Raw genomic sequence first — 22,748 nt, forward strand, 5'->3', positions numbered from 1 at the left:
GCGGGGCCCGGCGCGCTGGCGTCCGGGGCCCGGGGAACGCCGAAGGCCGCCACCCGGTGGGTGACGGCCTTCTCGCGGTCTGTGGAGCTACGGGGAATTGAACCCCGGACCTCTTGCATGCCATGCAAGCGCTCTACCAACTGAGCTACAGCCCCGCGACACGCACGGCCCTCGCGGACCGCAGGTGCGGAGTGGAGCTACGGGGAATTGAACCCCGGACCTCTTGCATGCCATGCAAGCGCTCTACCAACTGAGCTACAGCCCCGCACTCACCGGATTTCCCGCTTCCCTTCCGGGCCGCGTTTCTTCCGTGCGAACGAGGAAGACTCTAACCGGTCAGGCCCGGAACTGCGAAATCCGTCCCCGCGCGGTGCCGGCGAACGGCGGGGGCGCGGCTCGACCGTCGCCGATCGGCCGTCGCCACCGGTCAGGTGCCGTCGCCGGTCAGGTGTCGTCGCCGATCACCGGCTGCGGGAGGGTGCCCGCGTTGTGCTCCAGCAGGCGCCAGCCGCGCGCGCCGCGGCCCAGCACGGACCAGCAGCAGTTGGACAGGCCGCCGAAGCACTCCCAGAGCTCCGGCTCCAGTCCGAGCAGCCGCCCGAGCATGGTGCGGATGGTGCCGCCGTGGCTGACGACCACCAGCGTGCCGTCCTCCGGCAGCTTGCCGACCGCGTCCAGCACCACCGGCACCGAACGGTCGGCGACCTCGGTGGAGAGTTCTCCGCCGCCGCGCCGGACGGGCTCGCCCTGCGCCCAGGCCTCGTACTCCTCCGGGAACCGGGCCCGGATCTCCGCGTTGGTCAGCCCCTGCCAGGAGCCGGCGTAGGTCTCGCGCAGCCCCTCGTGGTGCTGCACGTCCAGGCCGGTGATCACGGCCAGCTCGTCGGCGGTCCGCCGGGCGCGCTGGAGGTCCGAGGAGATCAGCAGGTCGGGGCGCAGGCCGGAGAGCAGCCGGGCCGCCCGCTGGGCCTGCAGGACGCCCTGGCCGGTCAGCTCGATGTCCGTGCTGCCCTGGAACCGCGATTCGAGGTTCCAGGAGGTCTGGCCGTGCCGCCAGAAGACGATGCGCGGGCCCCGCGCCTCCCGGCTCAGCTGTAGTCCTCGGCGCCGAAGTTGTCGGCCGGGGCGGCCTCGGCCGGGGCGAGGGCGTTGCCGGCCTCGTCGGTGTGCGCGTCGGGGCGGTTGCGCGAGGCCAGCGCGTCGGCCGGCAGCGGCAGCTCGGGGCAGTCCTTCCAGAGCCGGTCCAGGGAGTAGAAGGAGCGCTCCTCGGAGTGCTGGACGTGCACCACGATGTCCAGGTAGTCGAGCAGGATCCAGCGGCCGTCGCGCTCGCCCTCCCGGCGCACCGGCTTGATGTCCAGCTGCTCGCGCAGCTTGTCCTCGATCTCCTCGGCGATGGACTTGACCTGGCGGTCGTTGTTCGCGGAGGCGATCAGGAACGCGTCGGTGATCGACAGCACGTCGCTGACGTCGAACGCGATGATGTTGTGCGCCAGCTTGTCGGCCGCCGCCTGGGCGGCGACGTTGATGATTTCCTGGCTGTGCTCGGTGGCGGTCACGATGTTCTTCCGGCTCGGCGGCTTGGGGGCGATGCCCGGCACGGGGCCGGGCATCGCCTTCCAGGATCTCACGCCGCCCAGGTGGCCCAGGAACCGTTTACCGGCCCGCGCCCGCCGCGGCCCCGCCCCGAGCCCCCACGACCCTGCGTGGAGGACGCGGGGCCGCCGCCGCCCTACGGGGTCTTCGGCGGCTGGTAGTCCTTGCCGAGGACGACCACCAGGTCGGCGTTCTGCGCGTCGGTGACCTTCTTCGCCGCCGTCTCCGGCAGGTTGAGGCTCAGCGCCAGGGACTTCGCCGCGGCCTGCCGGGCGTCGTCGGTGTAGCGGATCTCACTGGCGGCCTGGGCCGCGGTCTTCGTCCCGCCGGGGATGAAGGTGAGGCCCGCGTTCACCACCTGGACCTGCGCGGCGGCGGCCGCCTGGTCGTTGCCGGTGGCGTCCTGGATCGAGACCCGGGCCGGGGTGTCGGCCGAGGTGGCGGACTTCACCGTGCCGCCCAGCACGTCCTTGACCTGCTGGCCGGCGGCGGCCTCGTCCAGCGAGCCGTCCGGCTTCACGGTCAGCACCGTGGTCCCGAGGTGGCCGTCCTTCGCCTGCTGGGCGAGCTGGACCAGCACGCCGGCCAGGGCGTCCTCGGGCAGCGACGGGTCGAGCACCGCGTTCATCCGGTGCACGTCGTCCTTGGCGTCCTTGAACTCGGTCGGCATGGTCCGCACCACCGCGTCCATCACCTGCCCGAACCGGGCCAGTTGGGCGTCACGGCCCTCGCCGGCCCCCTGCAGGGTGGCGTAGGCGACCGCGGCCTTCCCGCTCAGCAGGGTGTTCTTGCCCGCGGCGGCGAGCAGCTTGCCGTCCGGCTTGCCGCCCTCGTGGGTCTCGGCGTTGGTGTCCACCCGGACCCCGCCGAGCTGGGCGACCAGCAGTTCCAGGTACGGCGTGTCGAGCCGCCAGGTGCCGGCCACCGGGGCGCCCAGCACGGTGGCCAGGGCGTCCCGGGTGGCGGACGGACCGACGCTGTCCATCGCCTGGCCGACCGTGGTGACCGGCGGGTCGCCCGGGCCGGGCAGGCGCAGCGTGTCCGGGAGCAGCAGCACGGTGCCCTTGTGCCCCGAGGCGTCGTTGACCAGCAGCGCGCTGGAGACCTTGCCCTGGAGGTCCCGCAGGTGCACCACGTTGACCTGGCGCGGGCCCGCGGCGGTCGCCGCGCTCTGCTTGTCGCCGGTGAACCAGAGGTAGCCGCCGGTGCCGGCCGCGGCGAGGGCCAGCACCACGCCGACGCCGACCAGCCGGTTGCGGAGCTTGCGGCGGCGCTCGGCGCGCACCTCGCTGCGCGACTCGGCGAACTTCAGCCAGTCGATGACGTCCTCGGTCTCCTCCGCCTCCTCGTCGACGAAGGTGAACTCACCGGTGGGGTAGTCGCCCGTGGGCGTCTTGCCGACGCCGCCGGCGGCCTTGGCCGCGCGGCTTCCGCCGACCTGCTCGGACGGCGCCGCGGGCCGGGCCGGCGCCGCCTCGGCGGGGGCCGGCCGGGGCGTCCGGGGTCGCGGCGGCGCCGGGGCGGCCCGCTCGGCCACCGGCTCGGTGACGACCGGCTGCGGCGCGGTCGCGTACTGCTGGTCGTAGCCGCCCTGCTGGTCGTACCCGCCGCCCTGCCGCGGCTGCTGCTGCTGCTCGTACGGCTGGTACCCCTGCTGGTACTGCCCCTGGTAGGCCCCGGGCTGCTGGTACGCCTGGACGCCGCCCTGCTGCGGCTGCCCGTACGGGTCGTACTGGTCGTACTGGTCGTACTGCTGCTGGTCGTACCCGCCGCCCTGCTGCGGCTGCTGCTGCTCGTACGGCTGGTACGCCTGCTGGTACTGGTCCTGGCCCTGCCCCTGGTAGGCGGTGTACTGGTCCTGCCCGTAGGGCTGCGCCGGCGGGACCGGCTGCCCGTACTGGTCGTACTGCTGCTCGTAGCCGCCCTGTTGCTGGGGCGGGTACTGCTGCTGGTACTGCCCGGTGGACCAGTCGTCCTGCTGTCCCCTGCGATCGGTCATCCGTCGGCCCCTCCGGGGATCAGGTCCGGTGCGGCGCGTAGAGCGCCCGCTTGTCGATGTAGCGGACCACGCCGTCCGGGACGAGGTACCAGACCGGTTCGCCCTTGGCGACCCGGTTGCGGCAGTCCGTGGAGGAGATGGCCAGCGCCGGGACCTCCACCAGGGAGACCCCGCCCACCGGAAGTCCGGCGTCCGACAGAGTGTGCCCCGGCCGGGTGCAGCCGATGAAGTGGGCGAGCGAGAAGAGCTCCTCGGAGTCCCGCCAGGAGAGGATCTGCGCGAGCGCGTCGGCGCCGGTGATGAAGAAGAGGTCGGCGTCCGGGTGGAGCGCGCGCAGGTCGCGCAGGGTGTCGACGGTGTAGGTCGGGCCCTCGCGGTCGATGTCGATCCGGCTGACCGAGAACTGCGGGTTCTCCGCCGTGGCGATGACCGTCATCAGGTAGCGGTCCTCGGCCGGCGTCACCAGGCGGTCGGTCTTCTGCCACGGCTGTCCGGTCGGCACGAAGATCACCTCATCGAGGTGGAACGCGCTCGCCACCTCGCTGGCGGCGACCAGGTGCCCGTGGTGGATCGGGTCGAAGGTGCCGCCCATCACACCGAGCCGCTTCTTCACCGGTTCCGGTCCGCCGGGATTCCCGGCCTGCTCTCCCATGGCGCCACACCTTACGCGACGCCCGTGACGGGGCGGGAACGACCGGGTGGCGGCCGCCGGGAGGACGCGTGAGGGAGCGGCCGGCGCTCCCGCCGGACGCTCCCCGAGCCGCCCCGGCGGGGGCTCGGTGCCCCGCTCAGCGGTCCCGGTTGAAGCGCGTGGTGACGTAGAGCAGCAGCAGCAGGATGAACAGCGCGGCGCCACCCGTCAGGTACGGGTTGAGGCTGTCGTGATTGCCCCCCTCGCCCTCGGAGGCGAGCAGGTTCAGGACGGGGAGTGCGGCGGCAGTGCTCATGGTCGGCGGACCTTCTCGGCTCGGATGACGGACCAGGGTGTGCGGGCCGGTGAGGGCCCGCCTGTCATCGTACGGGTGCCGACACGGCAACCGCTCGGCGGCCCACCGCGTCTGATCCGGCGTGAGCCGGGCGCCCGGCGGAGCCCGGCGGGAGGGTGCTCAGTTGTTGCGGCCGGCCCGCAGCAGGACCCACGCCAGCAGGCCGACGCCGACGAAGGAGGCCACCACGATGATCCGCAGGAAGAGCCCCGGGCCGTTCTCCGTGGAGATCGGGCCGGCCAGGCTGACAAGGGCGGAGGTGGACATCTGCGGGCTCCTCGGACTGCTCGGTACCGCGGCCAGGTCTGGTCTCGGCTCTCCAGGGCATTCAGGGTAAACCGGCCTCACACCCGCGACGGCCACCGCCCCCTGCGGCGCCGTTCGCGCCGCGTAGGGTGAGCCCGGGGACGAGTACGCAACCACGGACGTTGCACAGACAGTCGTTGCAGGCGAAGACCAGCGGGGGCCGGCCAGCTGCCGGGGCCGCCGTCGACCAGGAGGGTACTCACACCATGACCGATACGACCTCGAAGACCCCGAGCCGGCGCCGCCAGCGCTTCCCGGAGATCTCCACCCGCGCCTGGGAGCACCCGGCGGACCGCTCCGCGCTCGTCGCGCTGCGCAAGCTGACCGGCTTCGACGACATCCTGAAGAAGCTCGCCGGGCTGGTCTCCGAGCGCTCGATCCGGCTGATGTTCCTGGCCACCGCGGTGAAGACGTCCGAGCGGCAGTTCCCCGAGCTGCACGGGATGGTGCGCGACGCCGCGTACGTGCTGGACCTGGAGAAGGTCCCGGACCTCTACGTCTCCCAGGACCCGACGGTCAACGCCTACTGCATCGGCATCGACACCCCGATCATCGTGGTGACCAGCGGCCTGGTCGAGCTCCTGGACGAGGAGGAGCTGCGCTCCGTCATCGGCCACGAGGTCGGCCACGCGATGTCCGGCCACGCGGTCTACCGGACGATGCTGCTGATCCTCACCAACATCGCCGCCCGGATCGCCTGGGTGCCGCTCGGCAACCTCGCGATCATGGCGATCGTGACGGCCCTCAAGGAGTGGTTCCGCAAGGCCGAGCTCTCCAGCGACCGGGCCGGCCTGCTCGCCGGACAGGACCTCCAGGCCTCCATGCGGGCCCTGATGAAGCTGGCCGGCGGCCACAACCTGGCCGAGATGAACGTCGACGCCTTCCTGGAGCAGGCCGAGGAGTACGACAGGGCCGGGGACCTGCGCGACGGCGTGCTCAAGCTGCTGCAGGTGCTGCCGCAGAGCCACCCGTTCGCGGTGGTGCGGGTCGCCAAGCTGAAGAAGTGGGCGGAGAGCGAGGAGTACCGCTCGATCCTGGCCGGCGCCTACCCGCGCCGCTCCGACGACGGCGACACCTCGGTCGGCGAGCAGTGGAAGGCCGCGGCCGACCACTACACGACCTCGGTGAAGGAGAGCAAGGACCCGCTGATGGGCCTGATCCGCGACGTCGCCGGCGGCGCCGCCACCGTCGGCGGCAAGCTCCGCGACACCTTCACCGGCGCCACCCGCGCCAACGGCTCCTCGACGCCGCGCGACGAGGACTGATCCCGCGACGGCTCCCGACGGCTCCCGGCTTCCCGCCGGGGGCCGTCGGCGTCCCCGGCCCCGGCACCCGCTGTTGCCCCCGCGGCGGCCCCGGTGTGCCCGAGCGGCCGGCCGCGACGGGGCCCGCCGCCGGACGTCAGCTGCCCGCCAGGACCCCGCAGACCTGCCAGGCCGGACGGGCGTGGTTGCCCGGATCGATCGGCTGCACGCCCTCCGGCGGCTGCGCACCCTCCGTCGGCTGCGCACCGGTCACGGCGCCGTCCGCCCCCGCCAGCAGCGGCCGGACGTACCCGGCCAGCGAGCCGGCGCAGGGCGCCGGCCCGGCCTGGAGCACCGAGTCCACCAGCCGCAGCTGGGCGGAGGCCAGGTCGATCCGGTCGAACTGGAAGGTCAGCTGCCGCCGGACGGTCTCCAGCGTCACCGGTGCGCCGCTCGGGGCCCCGGCGGGCTTGAGCGCGTAGACGAAGGTGTGGTCGGTGGTGATCTGCAGGGTGGTGCTGTCCGCCTCGTCGATCCGCATCGCTCCGGCCACCTTCACGCTGTCGGCGGCCAGCGCGACCTGCGCCGGGTCGAACCGGACCACCCACCCGGTCAGCGCGTGGTGGCGGTCGTCGACGGGGTGCGCCGCACTGGCGTCGAACTGGGCCTGCTCGCCGGGCGTCACGAAGGCCCGCACATCGGCGGTCGACCCCTGGACCAGGGCCGTCGGCGCCAGCGAGGACGCCACCAGATAGCGCTGGACGGTGTCGAGCGCCTTGGTGACCTCGATCTTGCTGAAGTGCGCGGTGGCCGCCCCGGCGGGCGTCCCCAGACCGATGGCACCGTCCCCGTAGCCGGGCGGCAGCGCGGCGAACGGGGCGGCCGGGTCGGCGACCGGCCGCACGGCCGACACCGGGCTCAACGCCACCAGGCTGACGGTCAGTTGGCTGCCCTCGGGGCGGGAGGTCTGCCGGTTCGGCGTACTGATGCCGAAGTACACGGCGGCCGCGAAGGCCAGCAGGATCAACAGCAGCAGCGCGAGCGCCTGCCGCGGCACGGTGCCCAGCGGACCGAGCCGCACCCGCGGGCGGGTGGCCCGGCCGAACGAGCCCGCCAGCCGCTCCCGGGCGGAGAGCTCCTGGATCCGGGCAGCACGGACGAAGGATTCGTCGAAGACGACGGACCGGTACTCGTCATCGCTTCCGGAACCACCGTCGGGCGCACCCTCCGGAGGCTCTCGCGGGTCACCCATGACACCAGGGTAAGCCGCATCCGCGCCCCGCCACGAGGGTGTTCACCCAGATTCCCGGGAGCGCTCCGTGACCGGAGGCCCGGCGCGCGAACGCACCCCGGCGCACTCCGGCGCAGCGTCCGCGAGCCAGTGCCTCAGCCCGCCGGCGCGGTGACCACGAGCGACGGTTCGGCCGGCGTCGGCGCCGGATCGACACCCGCGCTGCTGCTCCCCGAGTCGGGCCGCCGGGGCGTACCGCCACCGGAGCCGCCCACACCCTGGTAGACCGCCGCGACCGCCACCGCGACCAGGCTCACGCCCATGATCACGGCGAGCACCCAGGCCACCGGCCGGTGCCAGCGCTGCTGGGCGACATAGCGCCCGCGCCGCGACCGGACCGGGTCGTAGACACTGTCCCGCCCCCAGCGCCCGGCCCGGCGCCCGACCACCCGGCCGGGGCCCGACCACGGATCGGGGTAGAGGCGGTCGTCGTCCAGTCCGCTCGGGTAGGGGCGCAGCTCCAGCGGCACCCCGTCCCCCACGGGAACGTCATAGCCCCAGCCCGGTACCACCGCGTCCGGCTCGAACCGGGCCTCGGCGGCGGCGAGCTGCCGCTCCTTGGCTGTCGGCTCGTGCACGGCGGCGGACCGGACGAAGGCCTCATCGAAGACCACGGTGGCGAACTCGTCGTCCGCACCACCGTGGTCGGCGCCGTCGGGGTACGGCAAGCCCCCCACATCGTCAGCCACGGATTCAGCGTATTACCGGTCGGGCGTTTTGTCTGTGGCTCCTCGCACTTGGTCCGTCACCCGTGTGACGCGGACCGCCCGCCGGGGGCTCCCGGCCGGCTCAGCCGGCGTCGGCCGCCCCGCCCACGGTCTGCGTCGCCTCGCCCCGGACATGCCCGTCACCAGTGACGATGTACTTGGTGCTGGTCAGCTCCGGCAGGCCCATCGGGCCGCGGGCGTGCAGCTTCTGGGTCGAGATGCCGATCTCGGCGCCGAAGCCGAACTCACCGCCGTCGGTGAACCGCGTCGAGGCGTTGACGGCCACCGTCGTCGCGTCGACCAACTGGGTGAAACGGCGGGCCGCGGCCTGCGAGGTGGTCACGATCGCCTCGGTGTGGCCGGAGGACCAGCGGCGGATGTGCGCGACGGCGGCCTCCAGCGAGGGCACCACGGCCGCCGCCAGGTCGTGGGAGAGGTACTCGGTCTCCCAGTCCGCCTCGGTGGCCGGCACCACGGTCGCCGCCGAGCCCTCCGCGGCCTTGAGGACCGCGTCGTCGCCGTGCACCGTCACCCCGGCCTGGGCCAGGGCCGCCAGCGCGAGCGGCAGGAAGGCCCCCGCGACGTCCTGGTGGACGAGCAGGGTCTCGGCCGAGTTGCAGACGCTGACCCGCTGCGCCTTCGAGTTCAGCAGGATGCCGACGGCCATCGCCAGGTCCGTCTCGGCGTCCACGTAGACGTGGCAGTTGCCCGTCCCCGTCTCGATCACCGGCACGGTCGAGCCCTCGACCACGGTACGGATCAGCGAGGCCCCGCCGCGCGGGATCAGCACGTCCACCAGGCCCCGGGCGCGCATCAGCTCCTGGACGGAGTCCCGGCTCTCGCCCGGGACGAGCTGGATCACGTCGGCGGGCAGGCCCGCCGAGACGACGGCGTCGCGCAGCACCGCGATCAGCGCGGTGTTGGAGCGGTAGGCCGAGGCCGAACCGCGCAGCAGTACCGCGTTGCCGGACTTCAGGCAGAGTGCGGCGGCGTCCACGGTGACGTTCGGACGGGCCTCGTAGATGATGCCGACCACGCCGAGCGGGACGCGGACCTGCCGCACGTCCAGGCCGTTGGGCAGGGTGTAGCCGCGCACCACCTCGCCGACCGGGTCGGGCAGGCCGGCCACGTCGCGGACGTCCGAGGCGATCGCGGCGATCCGCTCGTCGGTGAGGGTCAGGCGGTCGATCACCGACTCGGCGGTACCCGCCTCACGGGCCCGGGCGACGTCCTCGGCGTTGGCGGCGGTGATCTCGGCGCTCCGGGCCACCAGGGCGTCCGCGATCGCCGACAGCGCGGCGTCCTTCGCCCGGCGCGGGAGCGGGGCGAGCACGGCGGCGGCCTCCCGGGCTCGGCGCGCTACGGCGAGGACGGGGCTGTCGGCGGTGGCGAGGTCGCTGGTCATGCGCCAAGGGTAGCGAGTGCGCCGCCCCCGCCCACCGGGCATTTCGCCCGGTGAGACATGGGTGCCCGGCAAGGCCCGCACGTGCCGTGCCCCGGGCACGGCACGTGCGTCAGTACGGGTGCACCCCGCCCGGATGGGGCGGCGGGCCGCCGAAGCCCTCGGCGACGCGCTTGTGGTACGTCGCCCGGTCGACCACCTCCAGCCCGACGATCTCCCACGGCGGCAGGTTCGCGGTCACCTTGTGCTCGCCCCAGAGCCGCAGCGCGATCGCCGCCGCGTCGTGCAGGTCCCGGGCCTGCTCCCAGTAGCGGATCTCCGCGTGGTCGGCCGCGTAGCGGGCGGTCAGGAAGAACGAGTGGTCGTGCGCCAGCCGCTCCAGGCCCGCCCGCAACGCGGACAGCGGGGTGGTCTGCCCCGCCACGCTCAGCACCACGTGCCAGAGCCGGGCCTGTTCGGGCACCGTGGGCGGCTCCCCCTCGTCCCGGCGGTCCGGCCGGACCCCGCGTAGCGCGCCGGGCTCCTGCGGCGGCGGACCGGCCGGCCCGGCCGGGGTGTCCGCCCCGCGCCCGCCGTCGATGCTGGTCAGCCGCCGGCCCGCCGTTCCTCCGGTCAGCGCTGCCTCGCGCCTGCGTTCCACCGGCGGCCTCCTGTTCGGCGATCTCGTGTCGTCGTACCCGCCGGCCCCGGTCCGGCGCGTACGGCTGCGCCCCCTCGCCCGCGGCAAGGCCCGCACCGCCGCCGCGCCCGCGGACCGGTCAGCCCCGCAGGACGACCAGGTCGTCGCGGTGGACGACCTCGCGCTCGTACGCGGCACCGAACTCCTGGGCCAGGTCTCGGGTGGACCGGCCGAGCAGCCGGGGCAGCTCCCTCGCATCAAAGTTGACCAGTCCGCGCGCCACGATGTGGCCGTTTTCGCCAAGAAGGTCCACCGGATCACCCGCGGCGAACTCCCCGTCGACCTTGGTGACCCCGGCGGGCAGCAGCGAGGCGCCCCCCGAGACGACCGCCGCGACGGCCCCCTCGTCCAGGTGGAGGGCGCCGCGCGGGCTGCTCGCGTGCGCCAGCCAGAGCAGCCGGTCGGAGGAGCGGCTGCCGGTGCGCAGGAAGAGCGTGCCGGTGGGCCGGCCGGCCAGCGCGTCGGCGGCCCGGCTGGCGGCGGTGAGCACCACGGGGATGCCCGCGCCGGTGGCGATCCGGGCCGCCTCCACCTTGGTGACCATGCCGCCGGTACCGACCCCGGCCTTGCCCGCGCTGCCGATCGAGACGCCGTCCAGGTCGTGCGGCCCGGCCACCTGGGCGATCCGGCTGGTGCCGGGGCGGCTCGGGTCGCCGTCGTAGAGCCCGTCCACGTCGGAGAGCAGCACCAGCAGGTCGGCCCGGACCAGGTGGGCGACCAGCGCGGCCAGCCGGTCGTTGTCACCGAACTTGATTTCGGCGGTGGCGACGGTGTCGTTCTCGTTGACGATCGGCATCGCGCCCATCGCCAGCAACTGGTCCAGCGTCCGGTAGGCGTTGCGGTAGTGGGCGCGCCGGCTGGCGTCCTCGGCGGTCAGCAGCACCTGGCCGACCCGGATGCCGTAGCGGGCGAAGGAGGCGGTGTAGCGGGCGACCAGCAGGCCCTGGCCGACGCTCGCGGCGGCCTGCTGGCGGGCGAGGTCCTTGGGCCGGCGGTCCAGTCCCAGCGGGGCCAGGCCGGCCGCGATGGCACCGGAGGAGACCAGGACCACCTCGGGGGCGTCCGGGCCGCTGCGCACCTTGGCGAGCGCGTCCACCAGGGCGTCGACCCGGTCGGCGTCCAGGCCGCCGGCCGCCGTGGTGAGAGAGGAGGAACCGACCTTGACGACGATCCGTCGTGCGGTCAGGACCTCCTGCCGCAGTGAGTCCTCGCTCATCTCGCTGTACGCCCTTCCGGTGTGGTGCGGGTACGGCGGGCCCGGGCCCGGCCGTCACCCCCGCAATCTACGCGATCGGCGCAGCCCGTCCGCAGGGCATTTCACCGGCTGGACCGCGCCCCTCCCCGGTCACCGGCCGGCCCGGACCGGTCGCGGGACGCCGGGCGGACCGCACCCGCCCGGCGGGCCCCGTCCCGCCCCCGGGCCGGGGGCGGTCCCGCCAAGTCCGGCTCCCGCCAAGCGAAGTGACGTTCATCAACGCACCGCGGCCCCGCCTCCGGGAGGGAGGCGGGGCCGCGGCACTGCACGGGTCGGACCGGCCGGTCCTACTCCTCGTCGTCGTCGCCCTCGACGGCGGCCTGGCGGCCACTGGAGAGCGCCTCGAAGGCGAGGAACTCGGACTCGGCCGCGTCGCGGTTCTTCAGCTTGTCGCGGCGGCGGTCGACCGCCGGACGCGGGCTCTCCAGGCGGTGGTCCTCACCGCGGCGGCCGAGCATCTCGGCGCCGGCGGCCATGGTCGGCTCCCAGTCGAAGACGACCGCGTTGTCCTCCGCGCCGATGATGACGGTGTCGCCCTCGTGGGCGCCGACCTTCCAGAGCTTGTCCTCCACGCCGAGGCGGGCCAGCCGGTCGGCGAGGTAGCCGACGGCCTCGTCGTTGGAGAAGTCCGTCTGGCGGACCCAGCGCTCCGGCTTGACACCGCGGATGCGGAAGGCGCCGTCCTCCTCGGTGATGGTGAAGCCCGCGTCGTCCACGGCGGTGGGCCGCAGCACGATCCGGGTGGACTCCTCCAGCGGCTTGGCGGCGCGGGCCTCGGCGACGATCTGCGCCATCGCGAAGTTCAGCTCGCGCAGGCCCTTGCGGGAGGCGGCGGACACCTCGAACACGCGGTAGCCGCGCTCCTCCAGCGAGGCCCGGGTGAGGTCGGCGATGTCCTGGCCGTCCGGGACGTCGACCTTGTTGAGCGCGACCAGTCGCGGCCGGTCCTCCAGGCCGCCGTACTGCGCCAGCTCGGCCTCGATGGTCTCCAGGTCGGTCAGCGGGTCGCGGCCGGGCTCCAGGGTCGCGCAGTCGAGCACGTGGACCAGCGCCGAGCAGCGCTCGACGTGCCGCAGGAACTCCAGGCCGAGGCCGCGGCCCTGGCTGGCGCCCGGGATCAGGCCGGGGACGTCGGCGACGGTGTAGACGAAGTCGCCGGCGGTCACCACGCCGAGGTTGGGGACCAGGGTGGTGAACGGGTAGTCCGCGATCTTCGGCTTGGCGGCGGAGATCACCGAGATCAGCGAGGACTTGCCGGCGCTCGGGTAGCCCACCAGGGCCACGTCGGCGACGGACTTGAGCTCCATGACGATGTCACGGGCCTCACCCGGCTCGCCGAGCAGCGCGAAGCCGGGCGCCTTGCGGCGGGACGAGGCCAGCGCCGCGTTGCCCAGGCCGCCCCGGCCGCCGGCGGCGACGACGAAGCTGGTGCCGTGGCCGACCAGGTCGGCGAGGACGTTGCCCTGCCGGTCCATCACGACGGTGCCGTCCGGCACCGGCAGGACGAGGTCGTGGCCCTCGGCGCCGGTCCGGTTGCCGCCCGCGCCGGGCTTGCCGTTGGTCGCCTTGCGCTTGGGCGAGTGGTGGTACTCCAGCAGGGTGGTGATCTGCGCGTCCACGGTGAGGATGACGCTGCCGCCCTGACCGCCGTTGCCGCCGTCGGGGCCTCCCAGCGGCTTGAACTTCTCCCGGTGAACGGAGGCGCAGCCGTGGCCCCCGTTACCCGCGGCGACGTACAGCTCGACGCGGTCCACGAAGGTGGTCATGGTTGTGCCTCCAGTGCGAAGAAAGTGTTGCCTGCTTCTCAAGCATGAAGGGTGGACCGGATCATTCCGGCCCACCCTTCATTGTGAGTCTTGTCGGACTCAGGCCTCGACGGCCACGATGTTGACGACCTTGCGGCCGCGACGGGTGCCGAACTGCACCGCACCGGCGGACAGCGCGAACAGGGTGTCGTCGCCACCACGGCCGACGTTGGCGCCCGGGTGGAAGTGGGTGCCACGCTGGCGGACGATGATCTCGCCGGCGGAGACGACCTGGCCGCCGAAGCGCTTCACGCCGAGGCGCTGGGCGTTCGAGTCACGGCCGTTCCGGGTAGAGCTTGCGCCCTTCTTGTGTGCCATCTCGCTATCCCCTTACTTGCTGACGGAGTCGATGCTCGTGATCCGCACAGCAGTGTGCTGCTGGCGGTGACCCTGGCGGCGACGGTAACCGGTCTTGTTCTTGTAGCGCAGGATGACGATCTTGTCGCCCTTGGTCTGGTCGACCACCTCGGCGTGAGCCTTCACGCCGGCCAGCACCCACGGGTCGGAGGTGACAGCTTCACCATCGACGACCAGGATGGTGGAGAGCTCCACCGAGTCACCCGGCTTGGCCTCGATACGGTCGATCTCCAGCACGTCGCCGACGGCGACCTTGTGCTGGCGGCCGCCTGCGCGAACGATCGCGTACATGCGGTACCCACTTTCCTAACTCGGTCGGAGCTCCAGATGCCAGCCACCTGGGTACGGACACAGGGGCCTCTCCCCGACTCCTCTGACGAGGGGCCCGGAAGGTGATGTGTTCGGGAGCGACGGCGTAGACACGCCGAGGGTCAAGAATACGGACCGGCCCCCTCGGGGGCAAACCGGGCCGTCCCGGTCCGGGGCGGGCGCGAGCCCGCCCCGGACCGACGCACTACTCGGCTGCCGAATCACCCTCGGCGGCCGCGGCCTTCTTGGCCGCCGCGCTCGTCCGCTTGGTGGCGGTCTTGCGGGCGGTGGTCTTCTTCGCGGCGGCCGCCGTGGTGGTGGTCTTCTTGGCGGCCGTCTTCTTCGCGGTGGTCTTGCGGGCGGCCCGCTTCTTCGGGGCCGGCGCCTCCTCGGCGGGCTCCTCGGCCGGGGCGGCCTCGGCGGCGGGCTCCGGCGTACCGGTCTCCGCGGCCGCCTCGGGCTCCGTCGCGACCGGCTCGGCCGCGGCCGGCGCCTCGACGGGTGCCTCGACGGCCTCCGCCACCGGCTCGGCCGGGGCCTCGGCGGGCGTCTCGACGGCCGCGAAGGCCGCCTGCAGCGCCGCGTCGGCACGGGCCTGCAGCACCACGATCTCGGCCTCGGCGGGCGCCCCGGCCGGAGCCGTCGCCTTGCGCACCGCCCGGCGGCGGGTGCGGCCGGCCGGCGCCGCCGTGGCGGCGGGGATCTCGACCAGACTCGGCTGGGCCGTCTCCTCGACGACCACCGGCTCGGTCACCGGCTCGGTCACCGGCTCGGTCACCGGCTGGGCCACCGGCTCGACGACGGCCTCGGCCTCGACCTCGGCCACCGGCACGTCGATCGCGAGCTGCCCCTCGACCTCCTCGTGCTCCGGAGCCTCGATGTCGGCCTCGATCACGGTCTGCGCCTCGTCCTGGGCGCCGCCGCCCTTGCCCCGGCGCCGGCGCTTGCCGCCACCCGGGGCCGGCTCGCCCGCCGCGACGGCGTGGCCGCCACCGGTGTGGACGTGGCTGCTCGGCTGCTCCATGTGGACGATCACGCCGCGCCCGTTGCAGTGGACGCACGGCTCGGAGAAGGACTCCAGCAGGCCCTGGCCGACCCGCTTGCGGGTCATCTGGACCAGGCCCAGCGAGGTGACCTCGGCCACCTGGTGCTTGGTCCGGTCCCGGCCCAGGCACTCCAGCAGACGGCGCAGCACCAGGTCCCGGTTGGACTCCAGCACCATGTCGATGAAGTCGATCACGATGATGCCGCCGAGGTCGCGCAGCCGCAGCTGGCGCACGATCTCCTCGGCCGCCTCGATGTTGTTGCGGGTGACGGTCTCTTCGAGGTTGCCGCCCTGACCGACGAACTTGCCGGTGTTGACGTCGATGACGACCATCGCCTCGGTGCGGTCGATCACCAGCGAACCGCCGCTGGGCAGCCAGACCTTGCGGTCCAGCGCCTTCATCAGCTGCTCGTCGATCCGGTAGGTCGCGAACACGTCGACCTCGGAGGTCCACCGCTGCAGGCGCTCGGCCAGGTCGGGGGCCACGTTGGAGACGTAGTCGTGGATGGTGTTCCACGCCTCGGTGCCGGAGACGATGACCTTGGTGAAGTCCTCGTTGAAGATGTCGCGGACGACCCGGACGGTCATGTCCGGCTCGCCGTAGAGCAGCGCGGGGGCGTTGCCGGTCGCGGCCTTCTTCTGGATCTCCTCCCACTGCTGCTGGAGGCGCTGGACGTCACGGGTCAGCTCGTCCTCGGAGGCGCCCTCGGCGGCGGTGCGCACGATGACGCCCGCGTCGTCCGGGACGATCTTCTTGAGGATCTGCTTCAGACGGGCCCGCTCGTTCTCGGGCAGCTTGCGCGAGATGCCGGTCATCGAGCCCTCGGGCACGTAGACCAGGTAGCGGCCGGGCAGCGAGATCTGGCTGGTCAGGCGGGCGCCCTTGTGGCCGATCGGGTCCTTGGAGACCTGCACCAGGACGGACTGGCCGGACTTCAGCACCGACTCGATCCGGCGCGGGCCACCGTGGCCGCCCAGCGAGCCGAAGTTCACCTCACCGGCGTACAGCACCGCGTTGCGGCCCTTGCCGATGTCGACGAAGGCGGCCTCCATCGACGGCAGCACGTTCTGGACCTTGCCCAGGTAGACGTTGCCGACGTACGAGGTGGCCTGCTCCTTGTTGACGTAGTGCTCGACCAGCACGCCGTCCTCGAGGACCCCGATCTGGGTGCGCTGGCCGTTCTGGCGCACCACCATGACGCGCTCGACCGACTCGCGACGGGCCAGGAACTCGGCCTCGGTGATGATCGGCACCCGGCGGCGGCCCAGCTCGCGGCCCTCACGGCGGCGCTGCTTCTTGGCCTCCAGGCGGGTGGAGCCCTTGATGGACTGCACCTCGTCCGGGTCGAACGACGGCTCGGTGGAGCGGCGGCGCGGCTCGCGCACCTTCACCACCGTGCGGACGCCGTCCTCGGTGGTCTCGGCCGCCTCGCCGGCACCGGCCTCGCCACTGCGACGGCGGCGACGACGGCGACGACGGGACGAGGCCAGGCCGACCGACAGGTCGTCGTCGTCCTCGCCGTCCTCGTCCTCGGCCTCGGCCTCGGCGGCCGGCTCCTGGACGGGCTGCTCGGTCTCGGCCGTCTCGGCCTCGAAGTCCTCGGCCTCGCCACGACGGCGGCGGCGACCGCCCCGGCGGCGACGGCGGGACGGACGACCGTCCTCCCACTCGTCCTCGGCCTCGGGACCGGCGGCGGGCGCCTCGACGGCGGCCGGGGCCGCGACCGGGGCGGGCGGCGCGACCGGGGCCTCGACCACGGGGGCGGCGGGCGCCACCGGAGCGGCGGCGGCGGCCGACCTGCGGCGGTTCGGGGTCTGCACCCGCACCTGGGTGCGGGTACGGCGACGGCGGCCGACGCCGCTGTACTCGTACTCGTCCTCCTCCGTGCTCTTCACGGCGGGGGCCTCGGCCGGAGCCGGGGTCTCGGCCGGGGCGGCCGCGGCGGGGGCGGCGGCGGCCGGGGCCGACGGCGCGGTGTAGGGGGCCGGCTCCTGGAAGACGGGGGCCTGGAAGATCGCGGTGGACGGGCGGACCGCACGGCGGCGCACCCGGTGGGTCGGCTCGGCCTCGGCGACCGGCGCGGGGGCCGGGGCGGGCTCCGGCTCGGCGGCGGGCGCGACGGCCTCGGCCTCCTCGGCGGGCTCCTCCTCCGCGGCGGGCTCCTCGACCGGGGCCTCCTCGACGACCGGCGCGGCCTCGGCCACGCGGCGGCGACGGGGGCGGCGGGCGGGGGCCGCGGGGACCTCCTCGACCGGCGCGGCCTCGGCGACGGGCGCCTCGGCGGGTGCGGCCTCGACCGGGGTCTCGACGGGTGCGTCGGCCGCGGCGGGCGCGCTCACCGGCGCCTCGGCCCGCTTGCGGGTCCGGCGGGCCCTGGCGGGCTTCTCGGCCACGGGCTCGGCGGCCGGCTCGGCGGCCGGCGCCTTCGCGGCGGGGGCCTCGGCGGCGGGCGCCTCGGCCTCGGCCGGCGTGACGACGATCGGGGTGGCCTCCGGCGCCCCGGCGGGCGCCTCGGCCCGCTTGCGGGTCCGGCGGGCCCGGACCGGCTTCTCGGCGGCCGGCTCGGTGGCCGGCGCCTCCACGGCGGGGGCCTCGGCGGCGGGCGCCTCGGTCGCGATGACCGTCTCGGCGCCGTCGGCGGCCGCGCCCTGCGGGGTGCCCGCGGGGCGGGACACCGCACGGCGGCGGCGGCGCGGCGGTGCGCCGGTCGTGCCGTCGCCGGTGGCGGCGGTGTTCTCGTTCGGTTCCGTCGCCGCGTTCTGCTGCGGATCGGTGTTATCGAGCATGCGGGTGGATCTCCCGTCAGGCCCCCGGGCTCCGTATCCGGGCACGGCAGGGCACCCGTGGCCGGCCGGCATCACGAGGATGCTCGGGCCGGACCCTTTCCTGGTGCCGCCGTGCGGACGCGAGGCCGCACAGGGGCTCGTAGTCTCGCTCGGCGCCCCGCACGCGGCGGGGTGTCGAAAGTCTTCTGGTCTGCCCAGTCTTCTGAGGTTTTCCCAAGCTGCGCCGTTCCCCAACCCCGGGTGGCTCCCGGACGGGGACCTCGGGCCCACCGACCATCCGGGTCGGCGGGCCGCAAGAGGCCGGCCTGTGCTTCGACGACGCTCGCTCCCCTGGGGAGCCGCGGGGGCCTGGAGGACCAACGGGTCCAGTGAGGCACTGGACCAGGCCTCCGCCCGCTAGGCGGACGCGGTTGCGCGCGGCTCGTCGGCGGCCACAGGGCCGACCGGAGCCGCGGCGCGGTCGAGCGCCAGCGGGTCGGTCACCGTGCCGGTCTCCTCGTCGAGCGGCCCCTGCGCCAGCCTGGTCACCTCTGCGGGGACCGGCGGCGCCAGGTCAGCCGTCGCACGGAGACCGGACAATACGTCGTCGGGTCGTACGGCTGGTGTGGCGTGTCGTACTACCAGGCGCAGTATCGCACAGGCACGGCCGGTCCGAACATCGCGGGCCCCTTCGCCCTCCGTGTCCGCACCGCCGTCGACCTGCGGCGAGAGGATTTCCAGCGCCGCGACCGCGCCGCGCGCGTCGAAGACGCGCACGCCGTTCTTGGTGCGGCGTTCGACCTCGACCCGCTCCTCGGCGAGGAAGGCGGCGGCCGCGCGGGACGCCTCCGGCCCGGTGACACCGTCCAGCCGGACCTGCCATTCGGAGGCTTCCAGACGCTCGACGAAGTTCGGCGTCCGGACTTCGACCGCGTCGATGATGTCGAGGCCCTTCGGCAGCGACTCGTCCAGCTGCGCGCGCAGCTCCTCGGGGTCGCGGTGGGCCGCCAGGCCGATCTCCAGGTACTCCGCCTCGCTGGCCACCCCGGTGGGGGCCGCGTTGGCGTAGGACACCTTCGGGTGCGGTGTGAAGCCGGCCGAGTAGGCCATCGGCACGGCCGACCGGCGCAGGGCGCGCTCGAAGGCGCGCTGGAAGTCGCGGTGGCTGGTGAAGCGGAGCCGGCCGCGCTTGGTGTAGCGGAGACGGATCCGCTGCACCGTCGGCGCGGGCGGCGGACCGTCGGGCGTACGGCGTGCCAGAGTCGCTCAGTCCTTAGTCAGTTGTCCCCGTCCGGCGTGACACGATCGCGCCACTCTCCGGACTCTGTCACCCAAAGGGTACGCGCCCGCGCGCCACCTTCGCTCCGCCCCTGGTCAGCCCGGATGCGCGAAACCCCGGCCGGAGCGCCCGGCCGGGGTCCCGCGATGGCGTGCGCCGCCCTACTTGACGACCGTCAGCGGCAGGAGCTTCTTGCCCGTCGGGCCGATCTGGATGGCCGTGTCCATCTGGGGACAGACACCGCAGTCGAAGCACGGGGTCCAGCGGCAGTCGTCGACCTCGACCTCTTCGAGGGCGTCCTGCCAGTCCTCCCAGAGCCAGTCCTTGTCGAGGCCGCTGTCCAGGTGGTCCCAGGGCAGCACCTCCTCGTAGGTGCGCTCGCGGGTGGTGTACCAGTCGACGTCGACGCCGGTGCCGGCCAGGCCCTTCTCGGCCGAGGCCATCCAGCGGTCGTAGGAGAAGTGCTCGCGCCAGCCGTCGAAACGGCCGCCGTCCTCGTAGACCGCCCGGATGACGGCGCCGATCCGGCGGTCACCCCGGGAGAGCAGGCCCTCGACGATGCCGGGCTTGCCGTCGTGGTAGCGGTAGCCGATGTTCTTGCCGTACTTGCGGTCGCCGCGGATCGAGTCGCGCAGCTTGGCCAGCCGGGCGTCGGTGTCCTCGGCGGACAGCTGCGGGGCCCACTGGAACGGGGTGTGCGGCTTGGGCACGAATCCGCCGATCGAGACGGTGCAGCGGATGTCGTTCTGGCCGGTGACCTCGCGCCCCTTCTGGATGACGTTCTTCGCCATCTCACCGATCTGGAGGACGTCCTCGTCGGTCTCGGTGGGCAGGCCGCACATGAAGTACAGCTTCACCTGGCGCCAGCCGTTGCCGTACGCGGTGGAGACGGTGCGGATGAGGTCCTCCTCCGACACCATCTTGTTGATCACCTTGCGCATGCGCTCACTGCCGCCCTCGGGGGCGAAGGTGAGGCCCGAGCGGCGGCCGTTGCGGCTGAGCTCGTTGGCGAGGTCGATGTTGAAGGCGTCGACCCGGGTGGACGGCAGCGACAGACCGATCTTGTCCTCGGTGTAGCGGTCGGCCAGGCCCTTGGCGATGTCACCGATCTCGGTGTGGTCGGCGCTGGACAGCGACAGCAGGCCGACCTCCTCGAACCCGGTGGCCTTCAGCCCGCGCTCCACCATCTCGCCGATGCCGGTGATGCTTCGCTCCCGCACGGGGCGCGTGATCATGCCGGCCTGGCAGAAGCGGCAGCCGCGGGTGCAGCCGCGGAAGATCTCGACGGACATCCGCTCGTGCACGGTCTCGGCGAGCGGGACGAGCGGCTGCTTGGGGTAGGGCCACTCGTCGAGGTCCATCACGGTGTGCTTGGAGACCCGCCACGGCACGCCCGGCGCGTTCGGCACCACTCGGGCGATCCGGCCGTCGGCCAGGTACTCCACGTCGTAGAACCGGGGGACGTACACGCCGCCGGTGCGCGCCAGGCGCAGCAGCAGCTCGTCGCGCCCGCCCGGGCGGCCCTCGGCCTTCCAGCCGCGGACCAGCTCGGTGATGTCCAGGACGGCCTGCTCGCCGTCGCCCACCACCGCGCAGTCGATGAAGTCGGCGATCGGCTCGGGGTTGAACGCGGCGTGGCCGCCGGCCAGCACGATCGGGTCGTCCACCGTCCGGTCGCGGGCCTCCAGCGGGATGCCGGCCAGGTCGAGCGCGGTCAGCATGTTGGTGTAGCCGAGCTCGGTGGAGAACGAGAGCCCGAACACGTCGAAGGCCTTGACCGGCCGGTGCGCGTCCACGGTGAACTGCGGGACGTCGTGCTCGCGCATGAGCGCTTCGAGGTCCGGCCAGACGCTGTAGGTGCGCTCGGCGAGCACGCCCTCGCGCTCGTTGAGCACCTCGTAGAGGATCATGACGCCCTGGTTGGGCAGGCCGACCTCGTAGGCGTCGGGGTACATCAGCGCCCAGCGGACGTCGCAGGCGTCCCAGTCCTTGACGGTCGAGTTGAGCTCGCCGCCGACGTACTGGATCGGCTTCTGGACGTGCGGGAGGAGGGCCTCCAGGCGTGGGAAGACCGATTCGACAGTCATGTACTAGGAACCCTTACGACGTTGAATGGTGTCGCTGGCATCGGACCCGGTGGGGTGGTGCGCGACGGCTGGGAGGGGTGACCCTCAAGGGTAGCCGAATCCCGGGACGCTCCGGCCGGCCGCGGGCCTGGGCCGGCCCCGAGCGGGGGTCGAATCGGCTGTTGACAGCCCCGGACGGCCCATGCGGTACTGGCAGGGCTCCGCCGGGAGGCCCTGCACGCCATCGGGACAAGGAAGTTGACCATGCACGACGGCACCGACACCGGCCTCCTGACATGACCGACACCGGCCGGCGGGTGCCCCAGTGCCACCCCGCGCCCGAGCAGGCCGACCGCTACCTCACGGTGGCCCGCGCCGAGGCGGCGGCCCGCCGGCTCGCCCGCCGCCATCCGGGCCGCTGCCGGCTGCGGGAGGTGGGCCGCTCCCGGGCCGGGCACCCGCTGCTGCTGCTCTCCGTGGACGCGGGCCCGGACGCCGTCCTGGTGGTCGGCGGCCCGCACCCCAACGAGCCGGTCGGCGTCAGCAGCGCCCTGCGGCTGGCCGAGCGGCTGCTGGACCACCCGCCCCGGCCGGGCGTCTCCTGGCACATCCTGCCCTGCCTGGACCCGGACGGCGCCGCGTTCAACGCCGGCTGGCTGGACGGCCCGCTCACCATGCGCCGCCACTACGAGCACTTCTTCCGGCCCTCCTTCGAGGAGCAGCCCGAGCTGCTGCCGCCCGCCGGCGCCGACCGCGCGCCGATGCCGGAGAGCCTGGCGCTGACCGGTCTGATCGACGAGCTGCGGCCGTTCCTGCAGTGCTCCCTGCACGGCGTGGACTTCGGCGGCGCCTTCGTGCAGCTCACCGGGCCCGTCCCGGGCCTGTCCGAGCGCTTCGGCCGCTCGGCGGCGCGCGGCGCCGTCCCGCTGGACGTCGACTCGTACGACGCGGTCGGCTGGGCCAGCCCCGCCCCCGGGACGTACCTGATGCCCGCGCCCGGCGGCTCCGGCCTGTCCCGGGCGCTCCCGGACGAGCCCGAGCTGTCCACCTGGTCGTACGCCGGCCGCCACGGCGGGGTGACGGCCGTCCTGGAGGTGCCGATGTGGGCCGTCGACGCGGTGGGGGACGGCCGCCGGCACCCGGCCGTCCGGCAGGCGGTCGGGACCGCCGCCCGGGTGCTGCGGGACCGCGCCGAGGAGCTGTCCGGCCTGCTCGTGCACGTCCCGCCGCACGCCCGCCGGGCCTACGGCCCGATGGTGCGCGCCGTGGAGTTCACGCTGGCGGTCTGCTCGCCGGTCGCCGACGAGTGGCTGGAGCAGTGGTGCGCCCAGCCGCTCACCGTCTCCCGGGTGACCACCGCCGGGCTCGCCGCCGCGCGGATCCCGCTGCGGGTGGCCTCGGTGCTGCTGCGCCTGCTGGCGGACACCGGGGGTCCGGCCGTGGACGCCGCCCGCGAGCGGGCGCTGGGGATCGTCACCGAGAGCCTGGACCAGTTGCGCCACCGCTTCGGCGCCCGCTGGGTGCCGGTGGAGGTCCAGACCGCCCACCAGACCCGCGCGGTGCTCGCCGCGGCCGCCTGCCTGCGCGGCCGGAGCCGGTAGCGGCGGGCCGCCCGCACGGCGGCGGGGCCGGTCCGGAGGGTGACCCCGGACCGGC

Annotated in this window: 19 protein-coding genes and 2 tRNA genes; 2 read left to right on the top strand and 19 right to left on the bottom strand. The window is 73.8% G+C overall.

Annotated features, from left to right (window positions below):
* Positions 1-82: 82 nt before the first annotated feature.
* From ABZ495_RS23635 to ABZ495_RS23670, 8 genes are all read right to left on the bottom strand, one after another.
* Positions 83-155: transfer RNA gene (locus tag ABZ495_RS23635), tRNA-Ala, on the bottom strand.
* A 37-nt stretch (positions 156-192) separates the two neighbouring features.
* Positions 193-265: transfer RNA gene (locus ABZ495_RS23640), tRNA-Ala, on the bottom strand.
* 179 nt (positions 266-444) lie between these two features.
* Positions 445-1,092, bottom strand: coding sequence for a histidine phosphatase family protein (locus ABZ495_RS23645; protein ID WP_359808067.1), 648 nt, complete (start codon positions 1,090-1,092; stop codon positions 445-447).
* Positions 1,089-1,559, bottom strand: a complete 471-nt coding sequence (gene rsfS, locus ABZ495_RS23650; RefSeq protein WP_329492097.1) for a ribosome silencing factor — start codon at positions 1,557-1,559, stop codon at positions 1,089-1,091. The genes ABZ495_RS23645 and rsfS overlap by 4 nt, the downstream gene beginning before the upstream one ends.
* Positions 1,560-1,732: 173 nt before the next feature.
* Positions 1,733-3,595, bottom strand: coding sequence for an LCP family protein (locus ABZ495_RS23655; protein WP_359837896.1), 1,863 nt, complete (start codon positions 3,593-3,595; stop codon positions 1,733-1,735).
* Positions 3,596-3,614: 19 nt separating this feature from the next.
* A complete protein-coding gene (gene nadD, locus ABZ495_RS23660; protein ID WP_329487612.1) occupies positions 3,615-4,247 on the bottom strand; it encodes a nicotinate-nucleotide adenylyltransferase in 633 nt (210 codons plus the stop codon).
* A gap of 136 nt (positions 4,248-4,383) precedes the next feature.
* Positions 4,384-4,542: a hypothetical protein gene (locus ABZ495_RS23665; RefSeq protein WP_329487613.1), complete on the bottom strand. Its 159-nt coding sequence runs from the start codon at positions 4,540-4,542 to the stop codon at positions 4,384-4,386.
* A gap of 159 nt (positions 4,543-4,701) precedes the next feature.
* Positions 4,702-4,848, bottom strand: a complete 147-nt coding sequence (locus tag ABZ495_RS23670; protein WP_329487614.1) for a hypothetical protein — start codon at positions 4,846-4,848, stop codon at positions 4,702-4,704.
* A gap of 245 nt (positions 4,849-5,093) precedes the next feature.
* Here ABZ495_RS23670 and ABZ495_RS23675 point away from each other — a divergent pair, with 245 nt between their 5' ends.
* Entirely contained in the window at positions 5,094-6,152 is a 1,059-nt protein-coding gene (locus ABZ495_RS23675) for a M48 family metallopeptidase (protein WP_359837898.1), read from the top strand.
* 136 nt (positions 6,153-6,288) lie between these two features.
* On the opposite strand, the gene ABZ495_RS23680 is transcribed toward ABZ495_RS23675, so the two are convergent.
* The 11 genes from ABZ495_RS23680 to ABZ495_RS23730 form a co-directional block, all read right to left on the bottom strand.
* Entirely contained in the window at positions 6,289-7,383 is a 1,095-nt protein-coding gene (locus ABZ495_RS23680; RefSeq protein ID WP_359837900.1) for a hypothetical protein, read from the bottom strand.
* 134 nt (positions 7,384-7,517) lie between these two features.
* Positions 7,518-8,111 carry a hypothetical protein gene (locus tag ABZ495_RS23685; RefSeq protein WP_329487617.1) on the bottom strand — a complete coding sequence of 198 codons (594 nt, stop codon included), beginning with the start codon at positions 8,109-8,111 and terminating at the stop codon, positions 7,518-7,520.
* A 100-nt stretch (positions 8,112-8,211) separates the two neighbouring features.
* The gene (locus ABZ495_RS23690; protein WP_359808022.1) at positions 8,212-9,534 is read right to left on the bottom strand and encodes a glutamate-5-semialdehyde dehydrogenase; all 1,323 of its coding nucleotides are present in this window, start codon (positions 9,532-9,534) and stop codon (positions 8,212-8,214) included.
* Positions 9,535-9,643: 109 nt separating this feature from the next.
* Positions 9,644-10,171 (bottom strand): hypothetical protein, encoded by a 528-nt coding sequence (locus ABZ495_RS23695; RefSeq protein ID WP_329487619.1) that lies wholly within the window; start codon positions 10,169-10,171, stop codon positions 9,644-9,646.
* 118 nt (positions 10,172-10,289) lie between these two features.
* Positions 10,290-11,426 carry a glutamate 5-kinase gene (gene proB, locus ABZ495_RS23700; protein ID WP_329487620.1) on the bottom strand — a complete coding sequence of 379 codons (1,137 nt, stop codon included), beginning with the start codon at positions 11,424-11,426 and terminating at the stop codon, positions 10,290-10,292.
* Positions 11,427-11,752: 326 nt separating this feature from the next.
* On the bottom strand, positions 11,753-13,231 hold the full coding sequence (gene obgE / locus ABZ495_RS23705; RefSeq protein ID WP_359808020.1) for a GTPase ObgE: 1,479 nt from the start codon (positions 13,229-13,231) through the stop codon (positions 11,753-11,755).
* 99 nt (positions 13,232-13,330) lie between these two features.
* Complete coding sequence (gene rpmA, locus ABZ495_RS23710; protein ID WP_329487622.1) at positions 13,331-13,588, bottom strand: 50S ribosomal protein L27; 258 nt, start codon at positions 13,586-13,588, stop codon at positions 13,331-13,333.
* A gap of 12 nt (positions 13,589-13,600) precedes the next feature.
* The gene (rplU, locus tag ABZ495_RS23715) at positions 13,601-13,918 is read right to left on the bottom strand and encodes a 50S ribosomal protein L21 (protein ID WP_030397424.1); all 318 of its coding nucleotides are present in this window, start codon (positions 13,916-13,918) and stop codon (positions 13,601-13,603) included.
* Positions 13,919-14,141: 223 nt separating this feature from the next.
* A complete protein-coding gene (locus tag ABZ495_RS23720) occupies positions 14,142-17,768 on the bottom strand; it encodes an Rne/Rng family ribonuclease (protein WP_359837902.1) in 3,627 nt (1,208 codons plus the stop codon).
* 396 nt (positions 17,769-18,164) lie between these two features.
* Positions 18,165-18,965 carry a TIGR03936 family radical SAM-associated protein gene (locus tag ABZ495_RS23725; RefSeq protein WP_359837904.1) on the bottom strand — a complete coding sequence of 267 codons (801 nt, stop codon included), beginning with the start codon at positions 18,963-18,965 and terminating at the stop codon, positions 18,165-18,167.
* A 222-nt stretch (positions 18,966-19,187) separates the two neighbouring features.
* Positions 19,188-21,113: a TIGR03960 family B12-binding radical SAM protein gene (locus ABZ495_RS23730; protein ID WP_329487625.1), complete on the bottom strand. Its 1,926-nt coding sequence runs from the start codon at positions 21,111-21,113 to the stop codon at positions 19,188-19,190.
* A 275-nt stretch (positions 21,114-21,388) separates the two neighbouring features.
* Between ABZ495_RS23730 and ABZ495_RS23735 the strand changes: the two genes are divergently transcribed.
* The gene (locus ABZ495_RS23735; protein ID WP_329487626.1) at positions 21,389-22,693 is read left to right on the top strand and encodes a M14 family zinc carboxypeptidase; all 1,305 of its coding nucleotides are present in this window, start codon (positions 21,389-21,391) and stop codon (positions 22,691-22,693) included.
* Positions 22,694-22,748: the final 55 nt, after the last annotated feature.

Origin of the sequence: Kitasatospora sp. NPDC005748, assembly GCF_040630735.1 — a bacterium.
In the GTDB taxonomy this organism is placed as follows: Bacteria; Actinomycetota; Actinomycetes; order Streptomycetales; family Streptomycetaceae; genus Kitasatospora.

Excerpts from the sequence above, each read along its gene's own strand:
- ABZ495_RS23665 (WP_329487613.1), bottom strand. The coding sequence starts at position 4,542 with ATGAGCACTGCCGCCGCACTCCCCGTCCTGAACCTGCTCGCCTCCGAG.
- ABZ495_RS23735 (WP_329487626.1), top strand. The coding sequence starts at position 21,389 with ATGACCGACACCGGCCGGCGGGTGCCCCAGTGCCACCCCGCGCCCGAG.
- rpmA (WP_329487622.1), bottom strand. The coding sequence starts at position 13,588 with ATGGCACACAAGAAGGGCGCAAGCTCTACCCGGAACGGCCGTGACTCG.
- ABZ495_RS23720 (WP_359837902.1), bottom strand. The coding sequence starts at position 17,768 with ATGCTCGATAACACCGATCCGCAGCAGAACGCGGCGACGGAACCGAAC.
- ABZ495_RS23670 (WP_329487614.1), bottom strand. The coding sequence starts at position 4,848 with ATGTCCACCTCCGCCCTTGTCAGCCTGGCCGGCCCGATCTCCACGGAG.
- ABZ495_RS23690 (WP_359808022.1), bottom strand. The coding sequence starts at position 9,534 with ATGACCAGCGACCTCGCCACCGCCGACAGCCCCGTCCTCGCCGTAGCG.
- obgE (WP_359808020.1), bottom strand. The coding sequence starts at position 13,231 with ATGACCACCTTCGTGGACCGCGTCGAGCTGTACGTCGCCGCGGGTAAC.
- ABZ495_RS23730 (WP_329487625.1), bottom strand. The coding sequence starts at position 21,113 with ATGACTGTCGAATCGGTCTTCCCACGCCTGGAGGCCCTCCTCCCGCAC.
- ABZ495_RS23655 (WP_359837896.1), bottom strand. The coding sequence starts at position 3,595 with ATGACCGATCGCAGGGGACAGCAGGACGACTGGTCCACCGGGCAGTAC.
- nadD (WP_329487612.1), bottom strand. The coding sequence starts at position 4,247 with ATGGGAGAGCAGGCCGGGAATCCCGGCGGACCGGAACCGGTGAAGAAG.
- ABZ495_RS23680 (WP_359837900.1), bottom strand. The coding sequence starts at position 7,383 with ATGGGTGACCCGCGAGAGCCTCCGGAGGGTGCGCCCGACGGTGGTTCC.
- proB (WP_329487620.1), bottom strand. The coding sequence starts at position 11,426 with ATGAGCGAGGACTCACTGCGGCAGGAGGTCCTGACCGCACGACGGATC.
- rplU (WP_030397424.1), bottom strand. The coding sequence starts at position 13,918 with ATGTACGCGATCGTTCGCGCAGGCGGCCGCCAGCACAAGGTCGCCGTC.
- ABZ495_RS23675 (WP_359837898.1), top strand. The coding sequence starts at position 5,094 with ATGACCGATACGACCTCGAAGACCCCGAGCCGGCGCCGCCAGCGCTTC.